Origin of the sequence: Kosakonia oryzae (assembly GCF_001658025.2) — a bacterium.
GTDB lineage: Bacteria > Pseudomonadota > Gammaproteobacteria > Enterobacterales > Enterobacteriaceae > Kosakonia > Kosakonia oryzae.
The window spans coordinates 466128-489755 of sequence record NZ_CP014007.2 but is presented as its reverse complement, the minus strand read 5'-3'; the positions used below and the strand labels follow the sequence as shown (position 1 = coordinate 489755).

The window sequence follows — 23628 nt, the reverse complement described above, 5'->3', positions numbered from 1 at the left end:
ACGACATGCCATGGATCCAACTGAAACTGAACACCACCGGCGCAAATGCTGAAGATCTGAGCGATGCTTTGATGGAGGCGGGTGCGGTATCCATTACCTTCCAGGATACGCACGACACGCCCGTGTTTGAACCATTGCCGGGCGAAACTCGCTTGTGGGGCGATACCGACGTTATCGGCCTGTTTGACGCCGAAACAGATATGGCTAATGTGGTCGCCCAGCTTGCACTGCACCCGCTGCTGGGTGAAGGCTTTGCCCATAAAATCGAGCAGCTGGAAGATAAAGACTGGGAGCGCGAATGGATGGATAACTTCCACCCGATGCGCTTTGGCGAGCGGCTATGGATCTGCCCAAGCTGGCGCGATGTACCGGACGAAAACGCGGTCAACGTGATGCTCGATCCGGGCCTGGCGTTCGGCACCGGCACTCATCCAACGACGGCGCTGTGCCTGCAATGGCTGGACAGCCTCGATCTGAGCGGTAAGACGGTGATCGACTTTGGCTGCGGCTCGGGGATCCTGGCGATCGCGGCGCTGAAACTGGGTGCCGCAAAGGCGATCGGCATTGATATCGATCCTCAGGCGATCCAGGCCAGCCGCGACAACGCCGAACGTAACGGCGTCTCCGATCGTCTGGATCTCTATCTCCCCAATGACCAGCCAGAGGTGATGAAAGCGGATGTCGTGGTCGCGAATATCCTGGCTGGCCCTCTGCGCGAACTGGCGCCATTAATCAGCGTACTGCCCGTTGAGGGCGGCCTGCTGGGGCTTTCCGGTATCCTCGCCAGCCAGGCAGAAAGCGTCTGCGAAGCTTATGCCGATCTCTTTACGCTCGATCCGGTGGTCGAGAAAGAGGAGTGGTGCCGTATCACCGGCCAGAAGAAGTAATGCTCAAGCGTGGCCTGCGGGCCACGCTTTTTATCTCCCCCGCCTTTGATCTGCCGCTAGTCTGTGGGCGAAACACCCTTTGACAATTTTCCCGCCGCAATCCGGACGCTGTTCACGCACATCATCGCCCGCTAAAGCCGATGTATGGCGGCCTGGCCACGAAAAACCATCGGCATAAAAATGGGAGCAAGTTCGCAAAATCCGCTTTTTTATGCTGTAAAAAACAGCAATTCTGCCCCTGATGGCCCGGTAAAAAACGATAACTCGCGCGAATTTATTAGTTACGTGAAATTTTTATCTTCATCATAACCACATGAAATATATAATTTAATTTTAAAATCACTCTGGCGGACTGGCGATTCCTTGATCTACAACAGAGGATTGCTCAAAGTTTGGCCTTTCATCTCGTGCAAAAAATGCGTAATATACGCCGCCTTGCAGTCACAGTATGGTCATTTCTTAACTCATGCGTATCGGACATCACCAGCTCAGAAATCGCCTGATCGCAGCGCCTATGGCTGGCATTACTGACAGACCATTCCGGACGTTGTGCTACGAGATGGGAGCAGGTTTGACCGTATCCGAGATGATGTCGTCTAACCCGCAAGTGTGGGAAAGCGACAAATCCCGACTGCGGATGGTGCACATTGATGAACCCGGTATTCGCACCGTGCAAATTGCAGGGAGCGATCCGGATGAAATGGCGGAAGCCGCACGTATTAACGTGGAAAGTGGCGCCCAGATTATTGATATCAATATGGGTTGTCCGGCGAAAAAGGTGAATCGCAAGCTGGCAGGCTCGGCTCTGCTGCAGTACCCGGATCTGGTGAAGTCTATCCTGACCTCGGTAGTGAATGCAGTGGATGTGCCTGTTACGCTGAAGATTCGCACGGGCTGGGCTCCGGAACACCGTAACTGCGTAGAAATTGCCCAACTGGCTGAAGAATGTGGCATTCAGGCTCTGACCATTCATGGACGCACCCGCGCCTGTTTGTTCAACGGAGAAGCTGAGTACAACAGTATTCGGGCAGTTAAGCAGAAAGTTTCCATTCCGGTTATCGCGAATGGCGACATTACTGACCCGCTAAAAGCCAGAGCTGTGCTCGACTATACAGGGGCGGATGCCCTGATGATAGGCCGCGCAGCTCAGGGAAGACCCTGGATCTTCCGGGAAATCCAGCACTATCTGGACACTGGGGAGCTGCTGGCCCCGCTGCCTTTGGCAGAGGTTAAGCGCTTGCTTTGCGCGCATGTTCGGGAACTGCATGACTTTTATGGTCAGGCAAAAGGTTACCGAATCGCACGTAAACACGTCTCCTGGTATCTTCAGGAGCACGCTCCGAATGACCAGTTTCGGCGCACATTCAACGCCATTGAGGATGCCAGCGAACAGCTGGAGGCGTTGGAGGCATACTTCGAAAATTTTGCGTAAACAGAAATAAAGAGCTGACAGAACTATGTTCGAACAACGCGTAAATTCTGACGTACTGACCGTTTCTACCGTTAACTCTCAGGATCAGGTAACCCAAAAACCGCTCCGTGACTCGGTAAAACAGGCACTGAAGAACTATTTTGCTCAACTGAATGGTCAGGATGTTAATGACCTGTATGAGCTGGTATTGGCTGAAGTAGAACAGCCACTGTTGGACATGGTGATGCAATACACCCGTGGTAATCAGACCCGCGCGGCGCTGATGATGGGCATCAACCGCGGCACGCTGCGTAAAAAACTGAAAAAATACGGCATGAACTGATTTTGAATCAGTAAGTTGTATTGATAAAAAGGCGCTAACCGGCATGGGGAAGCGCCTTTTTTATTGCCTGAAATGACGCTAAAAATCCCGCTTTCCCGCTCTTTATACGGTTGCGGATTCGTGTATATTTTCAGCCAATGGTTGCAAGAAAGGGAGATACGGAATGATTCGCAAATATTGGTGGCTGGTCGTTTTCGCCCTCTCAATCCTTGCGCTGGATGGCTTAATCATGCACTGGGTGGAGTACATCACCACCGAAGTCGATAAATGCCGCAATATGAATTCCGTCAATCCTCTCAAACTGGTGAATTGCGATAATCTGTAAGTGATTGCTTGTAGCGAAATTTCGCGAACGTGCTGCTATCCCCTGCATATATCGGGGATTTAAAATCATTTTGCGTCATCTTTAGTCGATGATAATGTCTCAGCCCTTTTCGCCCGTACGACCGTAGTAATACGTAACGATCCTAGTGAATGAGTTGATGACATCATGCTGGTTAGCCAATACGACTATATCCTTGTTGTTGTTTCTTTTATTGTCGCCATTCTGGCCTCTTACACCGCCCTGAATATGGCCGGACGCGTCACCTCCAGCAGCGGAACCGCGTCGTGGGTCTGGCTAAGCGGCGGCGGCGTGGCGATGGGGATCGGCATCTGGGCGATGCATTTTATTGGCATGCTGGCGATGAACATTTCGATGAGCATGCTGTATGAACCCGTTCTGACTGCCCTTTCGATGGTTATCGCCATCGGCTCATCACTGTTCGCCCTTTGGCTCGTCAGCGGTCCGCAGCTTCACCTCCAACGCCTGATACCCGGCGCCATTATTATGGGGTTGGGGATTGTCGCTATGCATTACACCGGCATGGCTGCATTACAGGTTTCACCGGCTATCGTCTGGAATATGAACTGGGTCGCGCTGTCGGTGGTGATTGCCCTGGCAGCATCCTTCGCTGCATTGTGGCTCACTTTCCGTCTGCGTCATGAAGCCGCTCAAGTGGCGCTGATGCGCTTTGGCGCGGCGATCCTGATGGGGATTGCCATTGCCGGAATGCACTATACCGGCATGATGGCGGCGCAATTTCCTCCACAGCATGCAACAGGGCACCACGGATTCAACAATAACTGGCTGGTCATTCTGGTCAGTATGATGGCGTTCTCTGTGCTCGGCATTACGCTGCTGGTCTCAATGTTCGATGCCCGTTTACAGGCGCGGACTTCCCTGCTGGCGGCGTCACTGGCGGCGGCTAACCGCGAGCTGGCGCGTCTGGCCCTGCATGATACGCTGACCCGTCTGCCAAACCGCGTATTGCTGGAAGATCGCCTTGAACAAGCGATTAATAAAGCCAGACGCGAAGGATCTTTCTTTGCGCTGATGTTTATGGATCTGGATGGTTTCAAAACCGTAAATGATGCCTGGGGGCATGATGTTGGCGATAAGCTTCTGGTAGCGGTTACCGATCGTCTGCGGCAGCCGCTGAAAGGGCAATATACGCTGGCGCGTATCGGCGGCGATGAGTTTGTTCTGCTGGCGGAAGTCAGTGCCCCGGATGAAGCAGCAACCCTTGCCAATGCGCTGGTTCGGGCAATTGATAAACCCTTCAATATCGATCCTTACGATGTGATCGTCACGCTGAGTGTTGGGATTGCCCTCTATCCACATGATGGTAAAAACGAGCGCGAACTGATGTTTAACGCCGATGCGGCGATGTATCACACCAAACATATGGGGCGTAACGGCTATCACTTCTTCCAGCCCTCGATGAATACGCTGGCGCAAACCCAACTGCAACTGCTCAATGATTTGTGGTTAGCGCTGGAACGCCAGGAGTTTCGCCTGGTCTACCAACCGAAATTTAAAGCGCCGTCCGGGCCGGTCATTGGTTTTGAAGCGCTATTACGCTGGCATCATCCTTTTCAGGGTGTTCTGTCGCCGGACGTGTTTCTTCCGCTGGCGGAGAAAACCGGTCTGATAGTTCCGCTAGGTAACTGGGTGGTGGATGAAGCGTGTCGGCAGCTTAGCGAATGGCGCAAACAGGGCCATCTGGAGTGGTCGATTGCCGTTAATCTTTCCACTATGCAATTCGAGCAAAATGGGCTGGTACAGACCATTTTGGACGCGCTGAAAAAGCATGATGTTCCGCCAGAAAAATTGATTCTCGAGGTGACGGAAACCACCGCCATGAGCAATCCTGATGAGAGCGTGCGCGTATTAACCGCGTTGACTGATGCCGGTGTGCAGGCATCGATTGATGATTTCGGCACCGGTTATTCCAGCTTGCTTTATTTGAAACGTCTGCCGGCTTGCGAATTAAAAATCGATCGCGCCTTTGTTCGAGAACTGTGTAAAGAAGGCGAGGATGCTACGATTGTTTCGGCAATCATCGCGCTGGCCAAAACGCTGAACCTGAAAGTTGTGGCGGAAGGGGTGGAAACGGAAGAACAACAGGCTTTTCTCACTGAACTGGGCTGCAACACGCTGCAAGGTTATTTATTAGGGAAACCAGTAAGTGCGGAATCCATTACTGCTTATGGTAATAAACTTAGCCCAACGGATACCCTTTCCTGAAAATAATTAAGCAGTTAAATCAAGGCGCTTAACGGCGCTTTTATTTTACCAGAGCGATAAACTGAATTATTAGTTCACAGTTAATTTCACCATGCCGCGCCCGGTTGGTCATTAATCAATACGTTATAGTGGAACCGGCGCTATTTTTATTGTCTGCTTCATCTTTTCTGCATTTTCTTTTCCCGGCAGCACTTTTCTCTCCATGATGTTTACACTGCACATACTTTGAGATTATTACACCAGGGAATCACTGTTACCGGATGGTAAAATAATCAACATCGACTCAGTAGAGATATCACGGGTATTGATATCGGGAGTTGTGTTTATTTCGAGGTAACATTATGAAAAATTTCATCGCTGTAGCATTACTGACAACACTGCTTGCTGGTTGTGCTCATGATTCTCCTTGTGTGCCAGTGTATGACGATCAGGGGCGCCTGGTGCATACCAATACCTGTATGAAAGGAACAACGCAGGATAACTGGGAAACTGCCGGAGCGATTGCGGGTGGCGCAGCAGCGCTGGCCGGTCTGACGCTCGGCATCGTGGCGTTGACCCGATAACTTATCAAAAGCGCGGCTCACCGCGCTTTTGCTTTATTATGGTGCACTCTTTTTTCCGCCAGTAAATGTCCGACATTTCATATCTGCCATTATTCAAAAAATAAAACATTAACCGCCACGTATTAATATCCTGTTTTTATATATCTGCCTTTTCTTCGTGAGCTGATTCACACCCCCTACCCATTCACTCTCTTGCTTATATTCACCTGCGAAACTTGTCTGTTAATAAAAAGTAATTTCTGTGATTTTTTTGCTCCATTTTGTGGCGCAGGTTGTAGTTTTGCACCATGACGGGGCACTGGTTTTATTTTTTCCTGTCTACACTCTCAATATTGCGTATACGCCCCTTTCAAACACGTCATTCGCAATATTGGCATTCCCTTTGCTTAAAAGAGAATGGCCATAGCCACAGACAGGTTTCAGGCGTTTCCCGGACGCCTTTTATATAACGATAAATTTTTCGCCACACAGGATACATTATGAAAAAGATGATGATCGCCAGCCTGGTCGCTGCCGGTGCGCTGTTTGCCCTTGCAAATCAGGCGCATGCGGGTACAACGCTGGATGCCGTTAAAAAGAAAGGTTTTGTACAATGCGGTATCAGCGACGGCCTGCCTGGCTTCTCCTACGCGGACGCGAGCGGTAAATTCACCGGTATCGACGTAGACGTTTGCCGTGGCGTTGCCGCCGCCGTTTTCGGTGACGACAGCAAAGTGAAATACACCCCGCTGACTGCGAAAGAGCGTTTTACCGCATTGCAGTCCGGCGAAGTGGATATTCTTTCCCGTAATACCACCTGGACTTCTTCCCGCGATGGCGGCATGGGGCTGTCATTTACTGGCGTAACTTATTACGACGGTATCGGCTTCCTGACCCATAACAAAGCGGGTCTGAAAAGCGCAAAAGAGCTGGATGGCGCAACCGTTTGTATTCAGGCCGGTACAGATACCGAGCTGAACGTGGCGGATTACTTTAAGTCCAACAACATGAAATATACCCCGGTCACCTTCGATCGTTCTGACGAATCAGCAAAAGCGCTGGAGTCAGGCCGTTGCGATACCCTGGCTTCCGACCAGTCTCAGCTGTATGCGCTGCGCATCAAACTGAGCAATCCGGCTGAGTGGATCGTTCTGCCGGAAGTGATTTCGAAAGAGCCGCTGGGTCCGGTTGTTCGCCGTGGCGACGACGACTGGTTTGCCATCGTGCGCTGGACGCTGTTCGCGATGCTGAATGCGGAAGAGATGGGCGTTAACTCGAAGAACGTTGATGAGAAAGCCGCAAACCCGGCGACACCGGATATGGCTCACCTGCTGGGCAAAGAAGGCGACTTTGGTAAGGATCTGAAGCTTGATAATAAATGGGCTTACAACATCATCAAGAAAGTCGGCAACTATTCCGAAATCTTTGAACGTAACGTCGGTTCTGAAAGCCCGCTGAAAATCAAACGTGGCCAGAACAACCTCTGGAATAACGGCGGTATCCAGTACGCTCCGCCAGTGCGTTAATCCGCAAGTGCTGTAACGGGCACCACCTCGCGTGGTGCCCAGCCCAGAGTCATGGTTACTGAGGTTTTTGCTATGTCCCATCGCCGCCCAACCGTGAAAGGCTCCTTCTCCCTTTCTAACCCTGCGGTTCGTGCCTGGCTGTTTCAAATCCTTGCGATTGTCGCCGTGGTCGTTATCGCAATCTATTTGGTACACAACACGGTTACTAACCTGAACAATCGCGGAATCACCTCCGGCTTTGCGTTCCTCGATCGCGCCGCTGGTTTTGGTATTGTTCAACACTTGATTGATTATGAGCAGGGCGACACCTATGGCCGGGTGTTCCTTGTTGGTTTACTTAACACCTTGCTGGTCTCGGCATTGTGCATTGTATTCGCCTCTTTCCTCGGCTTTTTCCTTGGCCTGGCGCGCCTGTCGGAAAACTGGTTACTGCGAAAACTGTCGACGATTTATATCGAAACCTTCCGCAATATCCCGCCGCTGCTGCAAATCTTTTTTTGGTACTTTGCGGTACTGCGTAACCTGCCCGGCCCGCGCCAGGCAGTTAATGCGATGGATTTGCTGTTTTTGAGCAACCGTGGCCTCTATATCCCTTCTCCACAAATGGGTGAAGGTCTGTTGGCCTTTGCTGCCGCGGTTATCGTGGCAGTGATCATTTCTGTCGGTCTGTTTCGTTTTAATAAAGCACATCAGATCAAGACCGGTCAGCTGCGTCGTACCTGGCCGGCTGCGCTAGGATTGATCATTGCGCTGCCGTTGCTGGCGCACTGGGTTTTCGGCGCAGCATTGCACTGGGAAATCCCGCAACTGCACGGCTTTAACTTCCAGGGCGGAATGGTACTGATCCCGGAACTTGCTGCGCTGACGCTTGCGTTATCGGTTTATACCTCAGCGTTTATCGCTGAGATTATCCGTTCAGGCATTCAGTCCGTTCCCCATGGTCAGCATGAGGCCGCGCGTTCTTTGGGGCTGCCAAATCCGGTGACGCTGCGCCAGGTCATTATCCCTCAGGCATTGCGCGTCATCATTCCGCCGCTGACCAGCCAGTACCTGAATATTGTGAAAAACTCCTCTCTGGCGGCCGCTATCGGCTACCCGGATATGGTGTCACTTTTCGCGGGAACGGTACTGAACCAGACCGGTCAGGCCATTGAAACCATCGCTATCACCATGTCTGTTTATCTGCTTATCAGTCTGTCGATCTCGCTACTGATGAACATTTATAACCGTCGCATTGCACTGATTGAGCGCTAAGGAATTACGATGACAAAAGCTATTCTGTCTCCCTCTGCGCGCCAGACACCTGCAAGAAGCAATGGCGCGGTGTTGTGGGTACGAAAAAATTTGTTCTCCAGTTGGTCTAACTCACTGCTAACGATCGTTTGCCTGTGGCTGATGTGGGAATTGATTCCGCCGCTGCTGGAGTGGGCGTTCTTTCAGGCGAACTGGGTGGGTTCAACGCGGGCGGACTGCACAAAGGCAGGCGCTTGCTGGGTGTTTATTCATGAGCGTTTTGGCCAGTTTATGTATGGCCTCTACCCGCATGAACAGCGTTGGCGTATTAATCTGGCGTTGATTATTGGCCTGCTGTCGATTGTGCCGATGTTCTGGAAAGCTTTACCGCATCGTGGCCGCTACATTGCCTGCTGGGCTGTTATCTACCCGATCGTTGTCTGGTGGTTAATGTTTGGCGGCTTTCTGGGACTGGATCGCGTTGAAACCCGCCAGTGGGGCGGCCTAACGCTGACACTGATTATCGCTTCTGTCGGTATTGCCGGCGCACTGCCGCTGGGCATTTTGCTGGCGCTGGGGCGCCGTTCAAAAATGCCGGTCGTGCGTATTTTGTCGGTGGTGTTTATTGAGTTCTGGCGCGGGGTGCCGCTGATCACCGTTCTGTTTATGTCCTCGGTCATGCTGCCGCTGTTTATGTCGGAAGGAACCAGCATTGATAAGCTGATCCGCGCGCTGGTCGGCGTGATCCTGTTCCAGTCTGCTTATGTGGCGGAAGTGGTGCGCGGCGGTTTGCAGGCGCTGCCAAAAGGCCAGTACGAAGCCGCAGAATCTCTGGCGCTGGGCTACTGGAAAACACAAGGTCTGGTGATTTTGCCGCAGGCGCTGAAGCTGGTGATCCCGGGCCTGGTGAACACCATTATTGCGCTGTTTAAAGATACCAGCCTGGTGATCATCATCGGCCTGTTCGATCTTTTCAGCAGCGTGCAACAGGCTACGGTCGATCCGGCATGGCTCGGCATGTCGACTGAGGGTTATGTTTTCGCCGCGTTAGTTTATTGGGTTTTCTGTTTTAGCATGTCGCGCTACAGCCAGCATCTGGAAAAGCGCTTTAACACCGGGCGTACACCGCACTGAGGAACACCATGAGTAATATGATTATGCAACCTGCCGACGCGATGATTACGCTCGATAATGTGAACAAGTGGTACGGGCAGTTCCATGTCCTGAAGGACATCAATCTGAACGTTAAGCAGGGTGAACGTATTGTACTCTGCGGCCCTTCCGGTTCAGGGAAATCAACGACTATCCGTTGTATCAACCATCTGGAAGAGCATCAGCAGGGCCGTATCGTTGTTGATGGTATCGAGCTGAACGAAGATATTCGCAATATTGAAAAGATTCGCCAGGAAGTGGGCATGGTTTTCCAGCACTTCAATCTGTTTCCGCATCTCACCGTATTACAGAACTGTACGCTGGCACCAATTTGGGTGCGCAAAATGCCGAAGAAGGAAGCTGAAGCGCTGGCAATGCACTATCTTGAGCGCGTGCGTATTGCCGAGCATGCGCACAAATTTCCCGGACAGATTTCGGGTGGTCAGCAGCAGCGTGTGGCGATTGCCCGTTCGCTTTGCATGAAGCCAAAGATCATGCTTTTTGATGAGCCCACGTCAGCGCTGGATCCGGAAATGGTGAAAGAAGTGCTGGATACGATGATTGGCCTCGCACAATCTGGTATGACGATGCTGTGCGTAACCCATGAAATGGGCTTTGCCCGCACCGTCGCTGATCGCGTGATCTTTATGGATCGCGGTGAGATTGTTGAGCAGGCGCCGCCTGAAGAGTTCTTTGCGAACCCGAAATCAGAACGTACCCGCGCTTTCCTGTCGCAAGTTATCCACTGATCGTTATCGCCGCGTTTCAGGGCCACCCGCAGGTGGCCTTTTTTATCGCTCTTGTTTGATGTCAGAGTGTTTTACGAGAGGTCGTTGCAGCGCAACATTTGAGGCACTGAACACGAAATAATTTTTACCAAGAGATAGTGTTTGTGGATAAGCAACAGATAAAACAAAAGGCCCCGTCTTTCGACAGGGCCTTTTGTTTTGTTTGATGCCTGGCAGTTCCCTACTCTCGCATGGGGAGACCCCACACTACCATCGGCGCTACGGCGTTTCACTTCTGAGTTCGGCATGGGGTCAGGTGGGACCACCGCGCTAATGCCGCCAGGCAAATTCTTTCTAAATGCCGAACTTTAACCGCTATAACTGGTGCTGATACCCAGAGTCGAACTGGGGACCTCACCCTTACCAAGGGTGCGCTCTACCAACTGAGCCATATCAGCACGCTAAATTTGATGCCTGGCAGTTCCCTACTCTCGCATGGGGAGACCCCACACTACCATCGGCGCTACGGCGTTTCACTTCTGAGTTCGGCATGGGGTCAGGTGGGACCACCGCGCTAGTGCCGCCAGGCAAATTCTGTTCACCGCCATGCCACCAGGGCACACCGGTCTAATCTGTATCACGCTGAAAATTCTCTCTCACGCCAAAACATCTTCGGCGTTGTAAGGTTAAGCCTCACGGTTCATTAGTACCGGTTAGCTCAACGCATCGCTGCGCTTACACACCCGGCCTATCAACGTCGTCGTCTTCAACGTTCCTTCAGGAGACTCGAAGTCTCAGGGAGAACTCATCTCGGGGCAAGTTTCGTGCTTAGATGCTTTCAGCACTTATCTCTTCCGCATTTAGCTACCGGGCAGTGCCATTGGCATGACAACCCGAACACCAGTGATGCGTCCACTCCGGTCCTCTCGTACTAGGAGCAGCCCCCCTCAGTTCTCCAGCGCCCACGGCAGATAGGGACCGAACTGTCTCACGACGTTCTAAACCCAGCTCGCGTACCACTTTAAATGGCGAACAGCCATACCCTTGGGACCTACTTCAGCCCCAGGATGTGATGAGCCGACATCGAGGTGCCAAACACCGCCGTCGATATGAACTCTTGGGCGGTATCAGCCTGTTATCCCCGGAGTACCTTTTATCCGTTGAGCGATGGCCCTTCCATTCAGAACCACCGGATCACTATGACCTGCTTTCGCACCTGCTCGCGCCGTCACGCTCGCAGTCAAGCCAGCTTATGCCATTGCACTAACCTCCTGATGTCCGACCAGGATTAGCTGACCTTCGTGCTCCTCCGTTACGCTTTAGGAGGAGACCGCCCCAGTCAAACTACCCACCAGACACTGTCCGCAACCCGGATCACGGGTCAACGTTAGAACATCAAACATTAAAGGGTGGTATTTCAAGGCTGGCTCCACGCAGACTGGCGTCCACGCTTCAAAGCCTCCCACCTATCCTACACATCAAGGCTCAATGTTCAGTGTCAAGCTATAGTAAAGGTTCACGGGGTCTTTCCGTCTTGCCGCGGGTACACTGCATCTTCACAGCGAGTTCAATTTCACTGAGTCTCGGGTGGAGACAGCCTGGCCATCATTACGCCATTCGTGCAGGTCGGAACTTACCCGACAAGGAATTTCGCTACCTTAGGACCGTTATAGTTACGGCCGCCGTTTACCGGGGCTTCGATCAGGAGCTTCTCCTTACGGATAACCCCATCAATTAACCTTCCGGCACCGGGCAGGCGTCACACCGTATACGTCCACTTTCGTGTTTGCACAGTGCTGTGTTTTTAATAAACAGTTGCAGCCAGCTGGTATCTTCGACTGATTTCAGCTCCACGAGCAAGTCGCTTCACCTACGCATCAGCGTGCCTTCTCCCGAAGTTACGGCACCATTTTGCCTAGTTCCTTCACCCGAGTTCTCTCAAGCGCCTTGGTATTCTCTACCTGACCACCTGTGTCGGTTTGGGGTACGATTTCGTGTTACCTGGAGCTTAGAGGCTTTTCCTGGAAGCAGGGCATTTGTTGCTTCAGCACCGTGGTGCCTCGTCATCACGCCTCAGTGTTAAAGCACTCCGGATTTGCCTGGAGCACACACCTTCACGCTTAAACCGGGACAACCGTCGCCCGGCCAACATAGCCTTCTCCGTCCCCCCTTCGCAGTAACACCAAGTACAGGAATATTAACCTGTTTCCCATCGACTACGCCTTTCGGCCTCGCCTTAGGGGTCGACTCACCCTGCCCCGATTAACGTTGGACAGGAACCCTTGGTCTTCCGGCGAGCGGGCTTTTCACCCGCTTTATCGTTACTTATGTCAGCATTCGCACTTCTGATACCTCCAGCAGCCCTCACAGGCCACCTTCGCAGGCTTACAGAACGCTCCCCTACCCAACAACACATCAGTGTCGCTGCCGCAGCTTCGGTGCATGGTTTAGCCCCGTTACATCTTCCGCGCAGGCCGACTCGACCAGTGAGCTATTACGCTTTCTTTAAATGATGGCTGCTTCTAAGCCAACATCCTGGCTGTCTGGGCCTTCCCACATCGTTTCCCACTTAACCATGACTTTGGGACCTTAGCTGGCGGTCTGGGTTGTTTCCCTCTTCACGACGGACGTTAGCACCCGCCGTGTGTCTCCCGTGATAACATTCTCCGGTATTCGTAGTTTGCATCGGGTTGGTAAGCCGGGATGGCCCCCTAGCCGAAACAGTGCTCTACCCCCGGAGATGAATTCACGAGGCGCTACCTAAATAGCTTTCGGGGAGAACCAGCTATCTCCCGGTTTGATTGGCCTTTCACCCCCAGCCACAGGTCATCCGCTAATTTTTCAACATTAGTCGGTTCGGTCCTCCAGTTAGTGTTACCCAACCTTCAACCTGCCCATGGCTAGATCACCGGGTTTCGGGTCTATACCCTGCAACTTAACGCCCAGTTAAGACTCGGTTTCCCTGCGGCTCCCCTATTCGGTTAACCTTGCTACAGAATATAAGTCGCTGACCCATTATACAAAAGGTACGCAGTCACACCCGAAGGTGCTCCCACTGCTTGTACGTACACGGTTTCAGGTTCTTTTTCACTCCCCTCGCCGGGGTTCTTTTCGCCTTTCCCTCACGGTACTGGTTCACTATCGGTCAGTCAGGAGTATTTAGCCTTGGAGGATGGTCCCCCCATATTCAGACAGGATACCACGTGTCCCGCCCTACTCATCGAGCTCACAACCTGTGCGTTTTCGTGTACGGGGCTGTCACCCTGTATCGCGCGACTTTCCGGACGCTTCCACTAACACACAAGCTGATTCAGGCTCTGGGCTCCTCCCCGTTCGCTCGCCGCTACTGGGGGAATCTCGGTTGATTTCTTTTCCTCGGGGTACTTAGATGTTTCAGTTCCCCCGGTTCGCTTCACAGCACTATGGATTCATGCTGTGATGATGCACCGAAGTGCACCGGGTTTCCCCATTCGGACATCGCCGGGTCAAGGGTTCATATCACCTCGCCGGCGCTTTTCGCAGATTAGCACGTCCTTCATCGCCTCTGACTGCCAGGGCATCCACCGTGTACGCTTAGTCGCTTAACCTCACAACCCGAAGATGTTTCTTCCGATTCATCATCGCATTGCGAAAATTTGAGAGACTCACGAACAACTTGCGTTGTTCAGTGTTTCAATTTTCAGCTTGATCCAGATTTTTAAAGAGCATATATCTCAAACATGACTCGTAAGTCAGTTTTGAGATACGGATGGGCAACGCCTTTCACACATTCCCGCGCAAGTGGCGTCCCCTAGGGGATTCGAACCCCTGTTACCGCCGTGAAAGGGCGGTGTCCTGGGCCTCTAGACGAAGGGGACACATAGTCTGCTTCGCAAGACGCCTTGCTTTTTACTTTTCATCAGACAATCTGTGTGAGCACTTCAGGGAAGGGTTCTTTTAAGGTAAGGAGGTGATCCAACCGCAGGTTCCCCTACGGTTACCTTGTTACGACTTCACCCCAGTCATGAATCACAAAGTGGTAAGCGCCCTCCCGAAGGTTAAGCTACCTACTTCTTTTGCAACCCACTCCCATGGTGTGACGGGCGGTGTGTACAAGGCCCGGGAACGTATTCACCGTGACATTCTGATTCACGATTACTAGCGATTCCGACTTCATGGAGTCGAGTTGCAGACTCCAATCCGGACTACGACGCACTTTATGAGGTCCGCTTGCTCTCGCGAGGTCGCTTCTCTTTGTATGCGCCATTGTAGCACGTGTGTAGCCCTGGTCGTAAGGGCCATGATGACTTGACGTCATCCCCACCTTCCTCCAGTTTATCACTGGCAGTCTCCTTTGAGTTCCCGGCCGGACCGCTGGCAACAAAGGATAAGGGTTGCGCTCGTTGCGGGACTTAACCCAACATTTCACAACACGAGCTGACGACAGCCATGCAGCACCTGTCTCACAGTTCCCGAAGGCACCCCGGCATCTCTGCCAGGTTCTGTGGATGTCAAGACCAGGTAAGGTTCTTCGCGTTGCATCGAATTAAACCACATGCTCCACCGCTTGTGCGGGCCCCCGTCAATTCATTTGAGTTTTAACCTTGCGGCCGTACTCCCCAGGCGGTCGATTTAACGCGTTAGCTCCGGAAGCCACGCCTCAAGGGCACAACCTCCAAATCGACATCGTTTACGGCGTGGACTACCAGGGTATCTAATCCTGTTTGCTCCCCACGCTTTCGCACCTGAGCGTCAGTCTTCGTCCAGGAGGCCGCCTTCGCCACCGGTATTCCTCCAGATCTCTACGCATTTCACCGCTACACCTGGAATTCTACCTCCCTCTACGAGACTCCAGCCTGCCAGTTTCGAATGCAGTTCCCAGGTTGAGCCCGGGGATTTCACATCCGACTTGACAGACCGCCTGCGTGCGCTTTACGCCCAGTAATTCCGATTAACGCTTGCACCCTCCGTATTACCGCGGCTGCTGGCACGGAGTTAGCCGGTGCTTCTTCTGCGGGTAACGTCAATCAGCACGGTTATTAACCGTACCGCCTTCCTCCCCGCTGAAAGTGCTTTACAACCCGAAGGCCTTCTTCACACACGCGGCATGGCTGCATCAGGCTTGCGCCCATTGTGCAATATTCCCCACTGCTGCCTCCCGTAGGAGTCTGGACCGTGTCTCAGTTCCAGTGTGGCTGGTCATCCTCTCAGACCAGCTAGGGATCGTCGCCTAGGTGGGCCGTTACCCCACCTACCAGCTAATCCCATCTGGGCACATCTGATGGCAAGAGGCCCGAAGGTCCCCCTCTTTGGTCTTGCGACGTTATGCGGTATTAGCTACCGTTTCCAGTAGTTATCCCCCTCCATCAGGCAGTTTCCCAGACATTACTCACCCGTCCGCCACTCGTCACCCGAGAGCAAGCTCTCTGTGCTACCGTTCGACTTGCATGTGTTAGGCCTGCCGCCAGCGTTCAATCTGAGCCATGATCAAACTCTTCAATTTAAAAGTTTGATGCTCAATGAATTAAACTTCGTAATGAATTACGTGTTCACTCGTTGAGACTTGGTATTCATTTTTTGTCCGAAGACATCAAGAATCCGCGTCACCTGAGTGCCCACACAGATTGTCTGATAAATTGTTAAAGAGCAGTTGCGACGCGGCTTTCAGCGCTTCGTCGCGAGGTGGCGTATATTACGCCTTCCTCTTTCAGAGTCAACCCTGAATTTCAGGATTTTTCTCTTTCGTTACCCGACCATCTCGTGAAGTGATTCACGTTGTCGTGTCAACGGAGGCGCATTATAGGGATCCCAATTTTAAGCACAAGTCTTTTTGCGATCTTTTTTTCTGACTGCTGTTTTTTCATTCTTTTTGCTGCGATCCCGTACGATCTGCGCATTTAATGACGCGTAAAAGGCTTGCAGAAGGCCTTTCTAACGATCAAAGTTTCTATCTCAGCCCGTTTTTGATGAGGTAGCTATGTCAGTTGTTTTACGTCCTTATAAGGATTTCTTCCCTAAAATCGGCTTGCGGGTCATGGTTGATAGCAGCAGCGTGGTAATTGGCGATGTCAGAATTGCCGATGATGTAGGCATCTGGCCGCTGGTCGTCATTCGCGGTGATGTGAACTATGTAGAGATCGGTGCCCGCAGCAATATTCAGGATGGTAGCGTTCTGCATGTTACGCATAAATCCTCTTCTAACCCAGAGGGAAACCCCCTCATCATCGGCGAGGATGTCACCGTTGGGCACAAAGTGATGCTGCACGGCTGCATCATTGGCAATCGCGTGCTGGTTGGAATGGGATCTATTTTGCTGGATGGCGCGGTTATTGAAGACAACGTCATGATCGGCGCGGGTAGTCTGGTGCCGCAAAATAAGCGGCTGGAGAGTGGATATTTGTATCTGGGAAGCCCGGTAAAACAGATCCGCCCCCTGAAGAAAGCGGAAATAGAAGGATTAAAGTACTCGGCGAACAACTATGTGAAATGGAAAGATGAGTATCTGGATCAGGATAACCAGACAATACCCTGATCATCTTCCTTCTGTTGGCGGATCAACTGTTCCGCCTCTTCTTCCAGATCCCAGCGATAGTCACGAAATGTCGCCAGAAACTGTTCCGGTGTTTCAGCATCGAAACGTTGCTTTAGATCATCGCCTTTAATGGCGCATATCATCTGCATTCCATTAACCAGTGCCGGAAAGCAGACAGCCTGCATTAAGGAATCCCACTCTTCGCGATCCGGAAACTGGATAGCCTGATTCATTTCGCCAGCTCCTGCTTCAGCATCTGAATGACTGGTTCAACATCCGGCAACACGCCGTGCCACAGCAATACCGCATGTGCAGCCTGCCCCACCAGCATACCCAAACCATCGGCGCACTGTTTTGCTCCCAGGTTTATACACCAGTCCAGAAACGGTGTGTTCCCTTTTTGGTAGAACATGTCGTAGCAGTAAAGCCTGGCATGAACGAGCGACGACGGTAATGCCGGAATTTTCCCACCAATCCCGCTGGAAGTTGCATTAATGATCAGATCGAATTCATGCCCCTGAAGATCAGCCATTTGCACGGCAACGACGCTACCGGTATGAGCAAAGAGCTTCTCCAGCTCTTCCGCCCGTGAAAACGTTCGGTTAGTAATCGTTATCGCACAATCCATGGATAACAGAGGAAGTAATACGCCGCGCGCCGCACCTCCCGCGCCAACCAACAGGATACGAAATCCCGGGCGGATAAAGCCCAGCCGTTGCAAATCGCTGAGCAAACCGATGCCATCGGTGTTATCTCCGACCAAGCGCCCATCATCAAGGCGCTTTAATGTATTTACCGCGCCGGCCAGAGCTGCGCGTTCTGTCAGCTCATCGGCTCGAGCAAATGCCTCTTCTTTAAAGGGAACCGTAACGTTCGCGCCTTTACCACCAGCAGTAAAGAAGGCATCCAGCGTATTCACGAAGTCATCCACTGGAGCAAGCACCCGCCCATAGGGATGGTCGATGCCAAGCTGAAGGGCAAACTGTTGATGGATAAAGGGTGACTTACTATGAGCAATAGGGTTACCGAAGACTGCGTAGGATTCCATACTATTATCCCTGGCGAAAAAGTTCGCCGGTGAGGGCATCACGGATTTCAGAAGGGTTCTGCCGGCCGCCCGTTGGCGCATCAATCACCGGAAAGCTGGCACCAAATTGCTCGATAACCTCTTGCGCCGTTCTGCAAGGTGGCAGCCCGGATAAATTGGCACTTGTCGAAACCAGCGGTTTACCGTAAGCCGTGCAAAGTGCAATGACCATTGGGTGATCGGTGACACGTACCGCCAGCGAGTCAAAACGCCCGGTTAACCAGCGCGGTGTGGTTGGTTTTGCCGGAAACACAAAGGTTACCGGGCCAGGCCAGCATTTGAAGACGGCCTGGCGTTGTTCGTCCGTCAGCATGCTGTCATCAATATAGGGTTTCAGCTGATCAAAGTTGGCAGCAATCAGGATTAATCCTTTATCAACCGGACGCTGCTTCAGTTCAAGCAGACGATAGACGGCAGTTTCACTGTCCGGGTCGCAGCCGACGCCAAAAACAGCTTCAGTTGGATAAGCGATGACTTCTTCTTTATTCAGGACCTCAATCGCTGAAGCGACAGGATCTGTTGGCAGGTTATTCTTCACGAGTTTGTTCCGCCGTTACCGGCTGTCCACATTGTTTACTGGCGCAGAAGCGTTTTACACCTTGCGCGGTTTTCTTTTCGATAAGCAGCGGGTAGTGGCATGCAGGACATTCACCCGCCACCGGTTTGAAATTGATAACGAACTGGCAATCAGGATAGCGATCGCAGGAATAGAAGGTTTTGCCGTATCGGGAACGGCGCTGCACCAGATGTCCGCTCTGACACTGCGGGCAGGTAATGGCGGTCTCGTCAGGCTTATCAATCAGCTCGGTATGTTCACATTCCGGATACTGGCTACAACCGATAAACATACCAAAACGCCCTTGCCGTAATACCATCGGCGCGCCGCAGTCCGGGCACGGATGCCCATCCAGAACTTTAACAATATGTCCATCCGCCTGGCTCTTCAGGGGACGAACGTAGTCACATTCCGGATAATGGGAACATCCGAGAAACGGGCCGTGTTTCCCGGAACGGATAACAAGTTCAGCCCCGCATTGTGGGCAGGGCTCGTTGTTGCGCACCGAAAACAGTGCTGATTTGGCCATAACGACTCTTGAAGCTGCAAAAATGATTAGTGCAGCATACCTTCATTCACTTCAAAGAGTAATTCTTCCATCTGCTGGTATGCGTTTTCACATCCTGGAATATTGAAGAGTACCATCAGAATGACCCATTTAAGATCTTCCAGATCGAACTCTGCCGTATCCAGCGCCAGCACACGTTCTATCACCATTTCTCGGGTTTCGAGGTTTAGCACCTGAATCTGCTCAAGGAACAACAAAAATCCCCGGCAACTGGCATCCAGCCTTTCGCACTCTTCAGCAGTATAGATACGCACTGAGAGTGGATCAGAAGCAAGCTGCATCGGTTCGGCGAGGCCTTCCTGATAATCAGCCAGCTTTTCCAGCCACAAAAGAGCGTTGTAGATATCTTCACGATCAAATCCGGCGTCGGTAAGATCCCGTTCCAGTTTGTCTTGATCCACACGCATTTCAGCTTCGTTATGGATGTAAGTCTCAAACAAGTACATTAGTACGTCGAACATGGCTTGCCCTCCTCAATCGGACATAGCCGCCGGGTACAGCTGCGATCCATCCTGCTAACTCCAGTTCAAGCAATTGAGCAGCTGTGACTGGCACAGGTTGGCCGGCACGTTCAGCGACGACGTCAACAGGTGTTACCTCATCTCCTACGTTAGCCAGGAGCTCAGGAAATGGCAATGCCACCTCTTCTTGATCTGAAGAATAAAATGAATTTCCACCTGGTTCAGGTAGCCAGCTTAGCCCGTATTGCAAACTTTCGAGGATCTCGCCGGCAGATGTCACCAAAGTTGCCCCTTGTTTGATTAACCAGTGCGGCCCCTCACTACCGGGACTCCCAATCGGGCCGGGCAGCGCAAAAACCTCACGACCTTGCTCAAGTGCACTTCGGGCGGTGACGAGCGATCCGCTGCGTAGCGCTGCCTCAACAACCAGAACTCCACGACTAAGCCCGCTGATAATGCGATTTCGTCGAGGAAAATGTTCCCGTTTGGGATGCGCCGCAAGGGGAAATTCAGAAACGAGTGCGCCACCGGAATCAATAAGTTGGCTGGCAAGCGCCGAGTGCCGTCGGGGATAGAGGCTAAAAAGGCCATTTCCCAACACAGCTACGCTTTTGCCTCCAACATTCAACGCGGCCCGGTGGGCAATACTGTCGATCCCCAGAGCCATACCGCTGGTAATGGTAAAACCACTTCGGGCAAGCACCTCGCAAAACAGACGTCCCCAGCGCTCTCCATACCAGGAATGGGCACGGCTGCCAACAACTGCCAGTTGCTGAGTTTTTAGCGCTGAGACTTCGCCCTTCACCAAAATGGCCCCCGGATAATCAGCAATAGCGCGTAGAGATTCGGGATATGCCGCATCACTGGCACTAATGAGATGATGGTTAGCCTGGCTCAACCAGTCCAGGCCCCTCTCCAGGTCCTGCGCTGATAAAGAGAAAAAACGCCTGACCTGCGCTGTTGTCAGCCCGAAATGCTCAAGCTCTTCAGACGTTGCTCCCTTGTTTTGCTCCAGCCATTGTGCTGTTCGTAGCCATTTATCGCCGCACAGGTCTCCGACCTGTAGTAAACGTAATCTTATCTCTGTGGATGTCATCCATTTCCCCTGCCACAAGCCGTCCTGGCAATCCTTGCGATTGGTCACCGATGCTGTCAATCAGTGGGGGTTTTGTCTAGAATAGAGATAATATTCTCACCAACTCCTGAACACGACTCTGGATATTTATGGCAGTTTTGCATGTGTTACATATTCCGGACGAGCGTCTTCGCAAAGTCGCCGAGCCGGTTAAAGAAGTGAATGCGGACATTCAACGTATTGTGGATGATATGTTTGAAACCATGTACGCAGAAGAAGGTATTGGTCTTGCGGCAACGCAGGTTGATATCCATCAGCGCATTATCGTGATCGACGTTTCTGAAAATCGCGACGAACAACTGGTACTGATTAACCCGGAACTGCTGGAAAAAAGCGGTGAAACAGGCATCGAAGAAGGCTGTCTGTCCATTCCGGAACAACGAGCATTAGTACCGCGCGCTGAAAAAGTGAAAATCCGTGCGCTGGATCGTGACGGAAAAACATTCGAACTGGAAGCTGATGGGCTGCTGGCTATCTGTATTCAGCACGAGATGGATCATCTGGTAGGTAAACTGTTCATTGATTACCTGTCGCCGATGAAACGTCAGCGCATTCGCCAGAAAGTTGAAAAACTGGATCGCATGAACGCTCGCGCTTAAACGCAGGCAAAAAGGGATAAACGTGTCAGATTCTCTACGTATTATTTTCGCCGGCACACCTGACTTCGCAGCGCGTCACCTTGACGCGCTGTTGTCTTCTGAGCATCAGGTCGTTGGGGTTTTCACCCAGCCAGATCGCCCCGCCGGCCGCGGTAAAAAACTGATGCCCAGCCCGGTGAAAGTGCTGGCAGAAGAAAAAGGCTTGCCGGTGTTTCAGCCAGCATCTCTGCGCCAACAGGAAAATCAGCAACTGATCGCCGACCTCAACGCCGATGTCATGGTCGTAGTGGCATATGGTTTGATTCTTCCCAAAGCCGTTCTGGATATGCCGCGCAAGGGCTGCATCAATGTGCATGGTTCTCTGCTGCCGCGCTGGCGCGGTGCGGCGCCGATCCAGCGCTCATTATGGGCTGGAGATGAGGAAACTGGCGTCACTATTATGCAGATGGATGTGGGGCTCGATACTGGCGATATGCTATATAAGCTTTCATGCCCTATTACCGCACAAGACACCAGCGCCACGCTATATGCGAAATTAGCGGAGCTTGGCCCGCAGGGGCTGCTTGTCACATTGCAACAGCTCGCTCAGGGCAATGCGCAGCCGCAGGTGCAGGACGAAGCGCTGGTCACTTACGCAGAGAAACTGAGCAAAGAAGAGGCTCGCATTGACTGGTCGCTCAGCGCCGCGCAGCTGGAACGCTGCATCCGTGCTTTCAACCCGTGGCCAATGAGCTGGTTCATGATTGATGAGCAGCCGGTGAAAATATGGCAAGCCTCGGTGATTCCTTTAGCTACCCGTGCTGAGCCCGGTACGATTCTGGATGCTTCAAAAGCGGGTATTCAGGTCGCTACCGTCGACGGAATACTGAATCTTGAATCTCTACAGCCAGCAGGTAAAAAAGCCATGAGCGCGCAGGATCTCCTGAACTCACGGCGTGAGTGGTTTGTCCCCGGCAATCGCCTGGCGTGACACGCATTTCTTAGCCCGGTTTTGCCGGGCATTTTTATGTTTGTGGTTATGAAAAAACAGAACAATTTACGCAGTATGGCTGCGCAGGCTATCGAGCAGGTGATGGAACAAGGGCAATCGCTCAGCAATATCCTGCCGCCACTTCAACAGAAAGTCTCTGAAAAAGATAAGGCACTGCTCCAGGAGTTGTGCTTCGGTGTTTTACGCGTGCTGCCACAGCTCGACTGGCTGATCAATAAGCTGATGTCGCGTCCGATGACCGGAAAACAGCGCACAGTACACTACCTGATCATGGTCGGGTTTTATCAGCTTCTACATACCCGAATTCCTGCGCATGCGGCGCTGGCAGAAACGGTAGAAGGTGCGGTTGCTATCAAACGGCCACAGCTTAAGGGATTGATTAATGGCGTGTTGCGCCAGTTTCAACGTCAGCAAGAGGAATTACTGGCGGAATTCGCTAGCAGCGATAACCGCTATCTGTTTCCGGCATGGCTGCTAAAACGAGTACAAAAAGCTTATCCGCAGCAATGGCAGCAGGTTATCGAGGCCAGCAACCAACGCCCACCAATGTGGCTGCGCGTGAACCGCCAACACCATACCCGTGACGGCTGGCTGGCATTACTGGAAGAACATGGTTTGCAAGGGTTTACCCATGCGGATTACCTGGATGCCGTTCGTCTGGCGGTGGCAGCTCCCGTTACCGCACTTCCTGGATTTGCGGAAGGCTGGGTCACCGTGCAGGATGCGTCAGCCCAGGGTTGTATCAAATTCCTCGCCCCGCAAAATGGCGAACGCATTCTCGACCTTTGTGCTGCACCAGGCGGCAAAACAACGCATATTCTTGAAGCGGCGCCGGAAGCCAGCGTCCTGGCAGTGGATGTTGACGAACTACGCTTATCCCGCGTTTACGACAACCTGAAACGTCTGGGTATGAAAGCGCAGGTTAAACAGGGAGACGGTCGTTTCCCGTCACAGTGGTGTGGCGATGAAGCCTTTGACCGTATTCTGGTAGATGCGCCTTGTTCTGCGACAGGGGTCATTCGTCGACACCCGGACATCAAGTGGCTGCGTCGCGATCGTGATATTCCTGAATTGGTGCAATTGCAGTCTGAAATTCTGGATGCTATCTGGCCGCATCTAAAATCCGGCGGCACACTGGTATACGCGACCTGTTCGATCCTGCCGGAAGAGAACAGCCAGCAGGTTGCAGCTTTCCTCAAGCGTACGCCAGATGCGCAGCTTAGCCTGACCGGTACGCCGGAACAGCCAGGGTTGCAGAAATTGCCGGGAGCGGAAGAAGGTGACGGATTCTTTTACGCTAAGATAATCAAACAGTGATGAGAACAACGG

At 52.3% G+C, this 23628-nt stretch carries 20 protein-coding genes, 2 tRNA genes and 4 rRNA genes; 14 read left to right on the top strand and 12 right to left on the bottom strand.

All coding sequences use genetic code 11. The annotated features are described in order from the left end of the window. Positions 1-5: 5 nt before the first annotated feature. From prmA to AWR26_RS02310, 10 genes are all read left to right on the top strand, one after another. Positions 6-887, top strand: a complete 882-nt coding sequence (gene prmA, locus AWR26_RS02355; protein WP_064563327.1) for a 50S ribosomal protein L11 methyltransferase — start codon at positions 6-8, stop codon at positions 885-887. 466 nt (positions 888-1353) lie between these two features. After that, entirely contained in the window at positions 1354-2319 is a 966-nt protein-coding gene (gene dusB / locus AWR26_RS02350; RefSeq protein WP_035888013.1) for a tRNA dihydrouridine synthase DusB, read from the top strand. 25 nt (positions 2320-2344) lie between these two features. Then, positions 2345-2641 (top strand): DNA-binding transcriptional regulator Fis, encoded by a 297-nt coding sequence (gene fis, locus AWR26_RS02345; RefSeq protein WP_000462905.1) that lies wholly within the window; start codon positions 2345-2347, stop codon positions 2639-2641. Positions 2642-2804: 163 nt separating this feature from the next. Continuing rightward, positions 2805-2966: a DUF2556 family protein gene (locus tag AWR26_RS02340; protein WP_007369851.1), complete on the top strand. Its 162-nt coding sequence runs from the start codon at positions 2805-2807 to the stop codon at positions 2964-2966. A 165-nt stretch (positions 2967-3131) separates the two neighbouring features. Continuing rightward, positions 3132-5210: a putative bifunctional diguanylate cyclase/phosphodiesterase gene (locus tag AWR26_RS02335; RefSeq protein WP_064563325.1), complete on the top strand. Its 2079-nt coding sequence runs from the start codon at positions 3132-3134 to the stop codon at positions 5208-5210. A gap of 341 nt (positions 5211-5551) precedes the next feature. Next, the gene (locus tag AWR26_RS02330) at positions 5552-5773 is read left to right on the top strand and encodes a putative periplasmic lipoprotein (RefSeq protein WP_035888016.1); all 222 of its coding nucleotides are present in this window, start codon (positions 5552-5554) and stop codon (positions 5771-5773) included. A gap of 479 nt (positions 5774-6252) precedes the next feature. Continuing rightward, on the top strand, positions 6253-7278 hold the full coding sequence (locus AWR26_RS02325) for an amino acid ABC transporter substrate-binding protein (protein ID WP_043956347.1): 1026 nt from the start codon (positions 6253-6255) through the stop codon (positions 7276-7278). A 72-nt stretch (positions 7279-7350) separates the two neighbouring features. Next, on the top strand, positions 7351-8532 hold the full coding sequence (locus AWR26_RS02320) for an amino acid ABC transporter permease (RefSeq protein WP_064563323.1): 1182 nt from the start codon (positions 7351-7353) through the stop codon (positions 8530-8532). A gap of 9 nt (positions 8533-8541) precedes the next feature. Beyond that, complete coding sequence (locus tag AWR26_RS02315; RefSeq protein WP_043956345.1) at positions 8542-9645, top strand: amino acid ABC transporter permease; 1104 nt, start codon at positions 8542-8544, stop codon at positions 9643-9645. A gap of 8 nt (positions 9646-9653) precedes the next feature. Beyond that, complete coding sequence (locus AWR26_RS02310) at positions 9654-10412, top strand: amino acid ABC transporter ATP-binding protein (RefSeq protein WP_064563321.1); 759 nt, start codon at positions 9654-9656, stop codon at positions 10410-10412. Between the two features lie 207 nt (positions 10413-10619). On the opposite strand, the gene rrf (AWR26_RS02305) is transcribed toward AWR26_RS02310, so the two are convergent. The 6 genes from rrf (AWR26_RS02305) to AWR26_RS02280 all read right to left on the bottom strand — a co-directional run bounded on the left by rrf (AWR26_RS02305) (position 10620) and on the right by AWR26_RS02280 (position 15873). Then, a 5S ribosomal RNA gene (rrf, locus tag AWR26_RS02305) occupies positions 10620-10735 on the bottom strand. A gap of 38 nt (positions 10736-10773) precedes the next feature. Beyond that, a tRNA-Thr gene (locus AWR26_RS02300) sits at positions 10774-10849 on the bottom strand. Between the two features lie 14 nt (positions 10850-10863). Further along, positions 10864-10979 (bottom strand): 5S ribosomal RNA (gene rrf / locus AWR26_RS02295). A gap of 94 nt (positions 10980-11073) precedes the next feature. Next, a 23S ribosomal RNA gene (locus tag AWR26_RS02290) occupies positions 11074-13978 on the bottom strand. Between the two features lie 194 nt (positions 13979-14172). Then, positions 14173-14248 (bottom strand) — tRNA-Glu (locus AWR26_RS02285). Positions 14249-14333: 85 nt separating this feature from the next. Continuing rightward, positions 14334-15873, bottom strand: a 16S ribosomal RNA gene (locus AWR26_RS02280). Together the 16S, 23S and 5S rRNA genes with 2 tRNA genes alongside form the textbook arrangement of a ribosomal RNA operon. Positions 15874-16347: 474 nt before the next feature. Here AWR26_RS02280 and AWR26_RS02275 point away from each other — a divergent pair. Beyond that, a complete protein-coding gene (locus AWR26_RS02275) occupies positions 16348-16902 on the top strand; it encodes a gamma carbonic anhydrase family protein (protein ID WP_064563319.1) in 555 nt (184 codons plus the stop codon). Here AWR26_RS02275 and AWR26_RS02270 read toward each other — a convergent pair. From AWR26_RS02270 to dprA, 6 genes are read right to left on the bottom strand one after another with little or no spacing between them, the layout of a single operon-like run. Next, entirely contained in the window at positions 16878-17135 is a 258-nt protein-coding gene (locus AWR26_RS02270) for a DUF1488 family protein (RefSeq protein ID WP_064563317.1), read from the bottom strand. The genes AWR26_RS02275 and AWR26_RS02270 overlap by 25 nt on opposite strands. Continuing rightward, a complete protein-coding gene (aroE, locus tag AWR26_RS02265) occupies positions 17132-17950 on the bottom strand; it encodes a shikimate dehydrogenase (RefSeq protein WP_064563315.1) in 819 nt (272 codons plus the stop codon). The genes AWR26_RS02270 and aroE overlap by 4 nt, the downstream gene beginning before the upstream one ends. A 4-nt stretch (positions 17951-17954) precedes the next feature. After that, positions 17955-18527, bottom strand: a complete 573-nt coding sequence (tsaC, locus tag AWR26_RS02260; RefSeq protein WP_064563313.1) for an L-threonylcarbamoyladenylate synthase type 1 TsaC — start codon at positions 18525-18527, stop codon at positions 17955-17957. Next, positions 18517-19074, bottom strand: a complete 558-nt coding sequence (locus AWR26_RS02255) for a DNA topoisomerase family protein (RefSeq protein ID WP_064563311.1) — start codon at positions 19072-19074, stop codon at positions 18517-18519. The genes tsaC and AWR26_RS02255 overlap by 11 nt, the downstream gene beginning before the upstream one ends. Before the next feature lie 26 nt (positions 19075-19100). Next, positions 19101-19574, bottom strand: a complete 474-nt coding sequence (gene smg, locus AWR26_RS02250; RefSeq protein WP_007369835.1) for a DUF494 family protein Smg — start codon at positions 19572-19574, stop codon at positions 19101-19103. After that, complete coding sequence (dprA, locus tag AWR26_RS02245; RefSeq protein ID WP_064563309.1) at positions 19546-20670, bottom strand: DNA-protecting protein DprA; 1125 nt, start codon at positions 20668-20670, stop codon at positions 19546-19548. The genes smg and dprA overlap by 29 nt, the downstream gene beginning before the upstream one ends. Before the next feature lie 128 nt (positions 20671-20798). Between dprA and def the strand changes: the two genes are divergently transcribed. The 3 genes from def to rsmB are packed head-to-tail and all read left to right on the top strand — an operon-like array spanning position 20799 to position 23616. Further along, positions 20799-21308 carry a peptide deformylase gene (gene def, locus AWR26_RS02240; protein WP_007369833.1) on the top strand — a complete coding sequence of 170 codons (510 nt, stop codon included), beginning with the start codon at positions 20799-20801 and terminating at the stop codon, positions 21306-21308. Between the two features lie 22 nt (positions 21309-21330). Further along, on the top strand, positions 21331-22278 hold the full coding sequence (gene fmt / locus AWR26_RS02235; protein ID WP_064563307.1) for a methionyl-tRNA formyltransferase: 948 nt from the start codon (positions 21331-21333) through the stop codon (positions 22276-22278). Positions 22279-22326: 48 nt separating this feature from the next. Beyond that, positions 22327-23616, top strand: a complete 1290-nt coding sequence (gene rsmB / locus AWR26_RS02230; RefSeq protein WP_064568939.1) for a 16S rRNA (cytosine(967)-C(5))-methyltransferase RsmB — start codon at positions 22327-22329, stop codon at positions 23614-23616. The last annotated feature ends 12 nt before the right edge of the window (positions 23617-23628 follow it).

Bases quoted from the DNA above. Each gene is read 5' to 3' on its own strand.
- AWR26_RS02270 (WP_064563317.1), bottom strand. From the start codon at position 17,135: ATGAATCAGGCTATCCAGTTTCCGGATCGCGAAGAGTGGGATTCCTTA.
- prmA (WP_064563327.1), top strand. From the start codon at position 6: ATGCCATGGATCCAACTGAAACTGAACACCACCGGCGCAAATGCTGAA.
- AWR26_RS02310 (WP_064563321.1), top strand. From the start codon at position 9,654: ATGAGTAATATGATTATGCAACCTGCCGACGCGATGATTACGCTCGAT.
- AWR26_RS02255 (WP_064563311.1), bottom strand. From the start codon at position 19,074: ATGGCCAAATCAGCACTGTTTTCGGTGCGCAACAACGAGCCCTGCCCA.
- AWR26_RS02325 (WP_043956347.1), top strand. From the start codon at position 6,253: ATGAAAAAGATGATGATCGCCAGCCTGGTCGCTGCCGGTGCGCTGTTT.
- smg (WP_007369835.1), bottom strand. From the start codon at position 19,574: ATGTTCGACGTACTAATGTACTTGTTTGAGACTTACATCCATAACGAA.
- AWR26_RS02330 (WP_035888016.1), top strand. From the start codon at position 5,552: ATGAAAAATTTCATCGCTGTAGCATTACTGACAACACTGCTTGCTGGT.
- AWR26_RS02340 (WP_007369851.1), top strand. From the start codon at position 2,805: ATGATTCGCAAATATTGGTGGCTGGTCGTTTTCGCCCTCTCAATCCTT.
- dprA (WP_064563309.1), bottom strand. From the start codon at position 20,670: ATGACATCCACAGAGATAAGATTACGTTTACTACAGGTCGGAGACCTG.
- AWR26_RS02320 (WP_064563323.1), top strand. From the start codon at position 7,351: ATGTCCCATCGCCGCCCAACCGTGAAAGGCTCCTTCTCCCTTTCTAAC.
- AWR26_RS02275 (WP_064563319.1), top strand. From the start codon at position 16,348: ATGTCAGTTGTTTTACGTCCTTATAAGGATTTCTTCCCTAAAATCGGC.
- dusB (WP_035888013.1), top strand. From the start codon at position 1,354: ATGCGTATCGGACATCACCAGCTCAGAAATCGCCTGATCGCAGCGCCT.
- AWR26_RS02335 (WP_064563325.1), top strand. From the start codon at position 3,132: ATGCTGGTTAGCCAATACGACTATATCCTTGTTGTTGTTTCTTTTATT.
- AWR26_RS02315 (WP_043956345.1), top strand. From the start codon at position 8,542: ATGACAAAAGCTATTCTGTCTCCCTCTGCGCGCCAGACACCTGCAAGA.
- def (WP_007369833.1), top strand. From the start codon at position 20,799: ATGGCAGTTTTGCATGTGTTACATATTCCGGACGAGCGTCTTCGCAAA.
- fis (WP_000462905.1), top strand. From the start codon at position 2,345: ATGTTCGAACAACGCGTAAATTCTGACGTACTGACCGTTTCTACCGTT.
- rsmB (WP_064568939.1), top strand. From the start codon at position 22,327: ATGAAAAAACAGAACAATTTACGCAGTATGGCTGCGCAGGCTATCGAG.
- aroE (WP_064563315.1), bottom strand. From the start codon at position 17,950: ATGGAATCCTACGCAGTCTTCGGTAACCCTATTGCTCATAGTAAGTCA.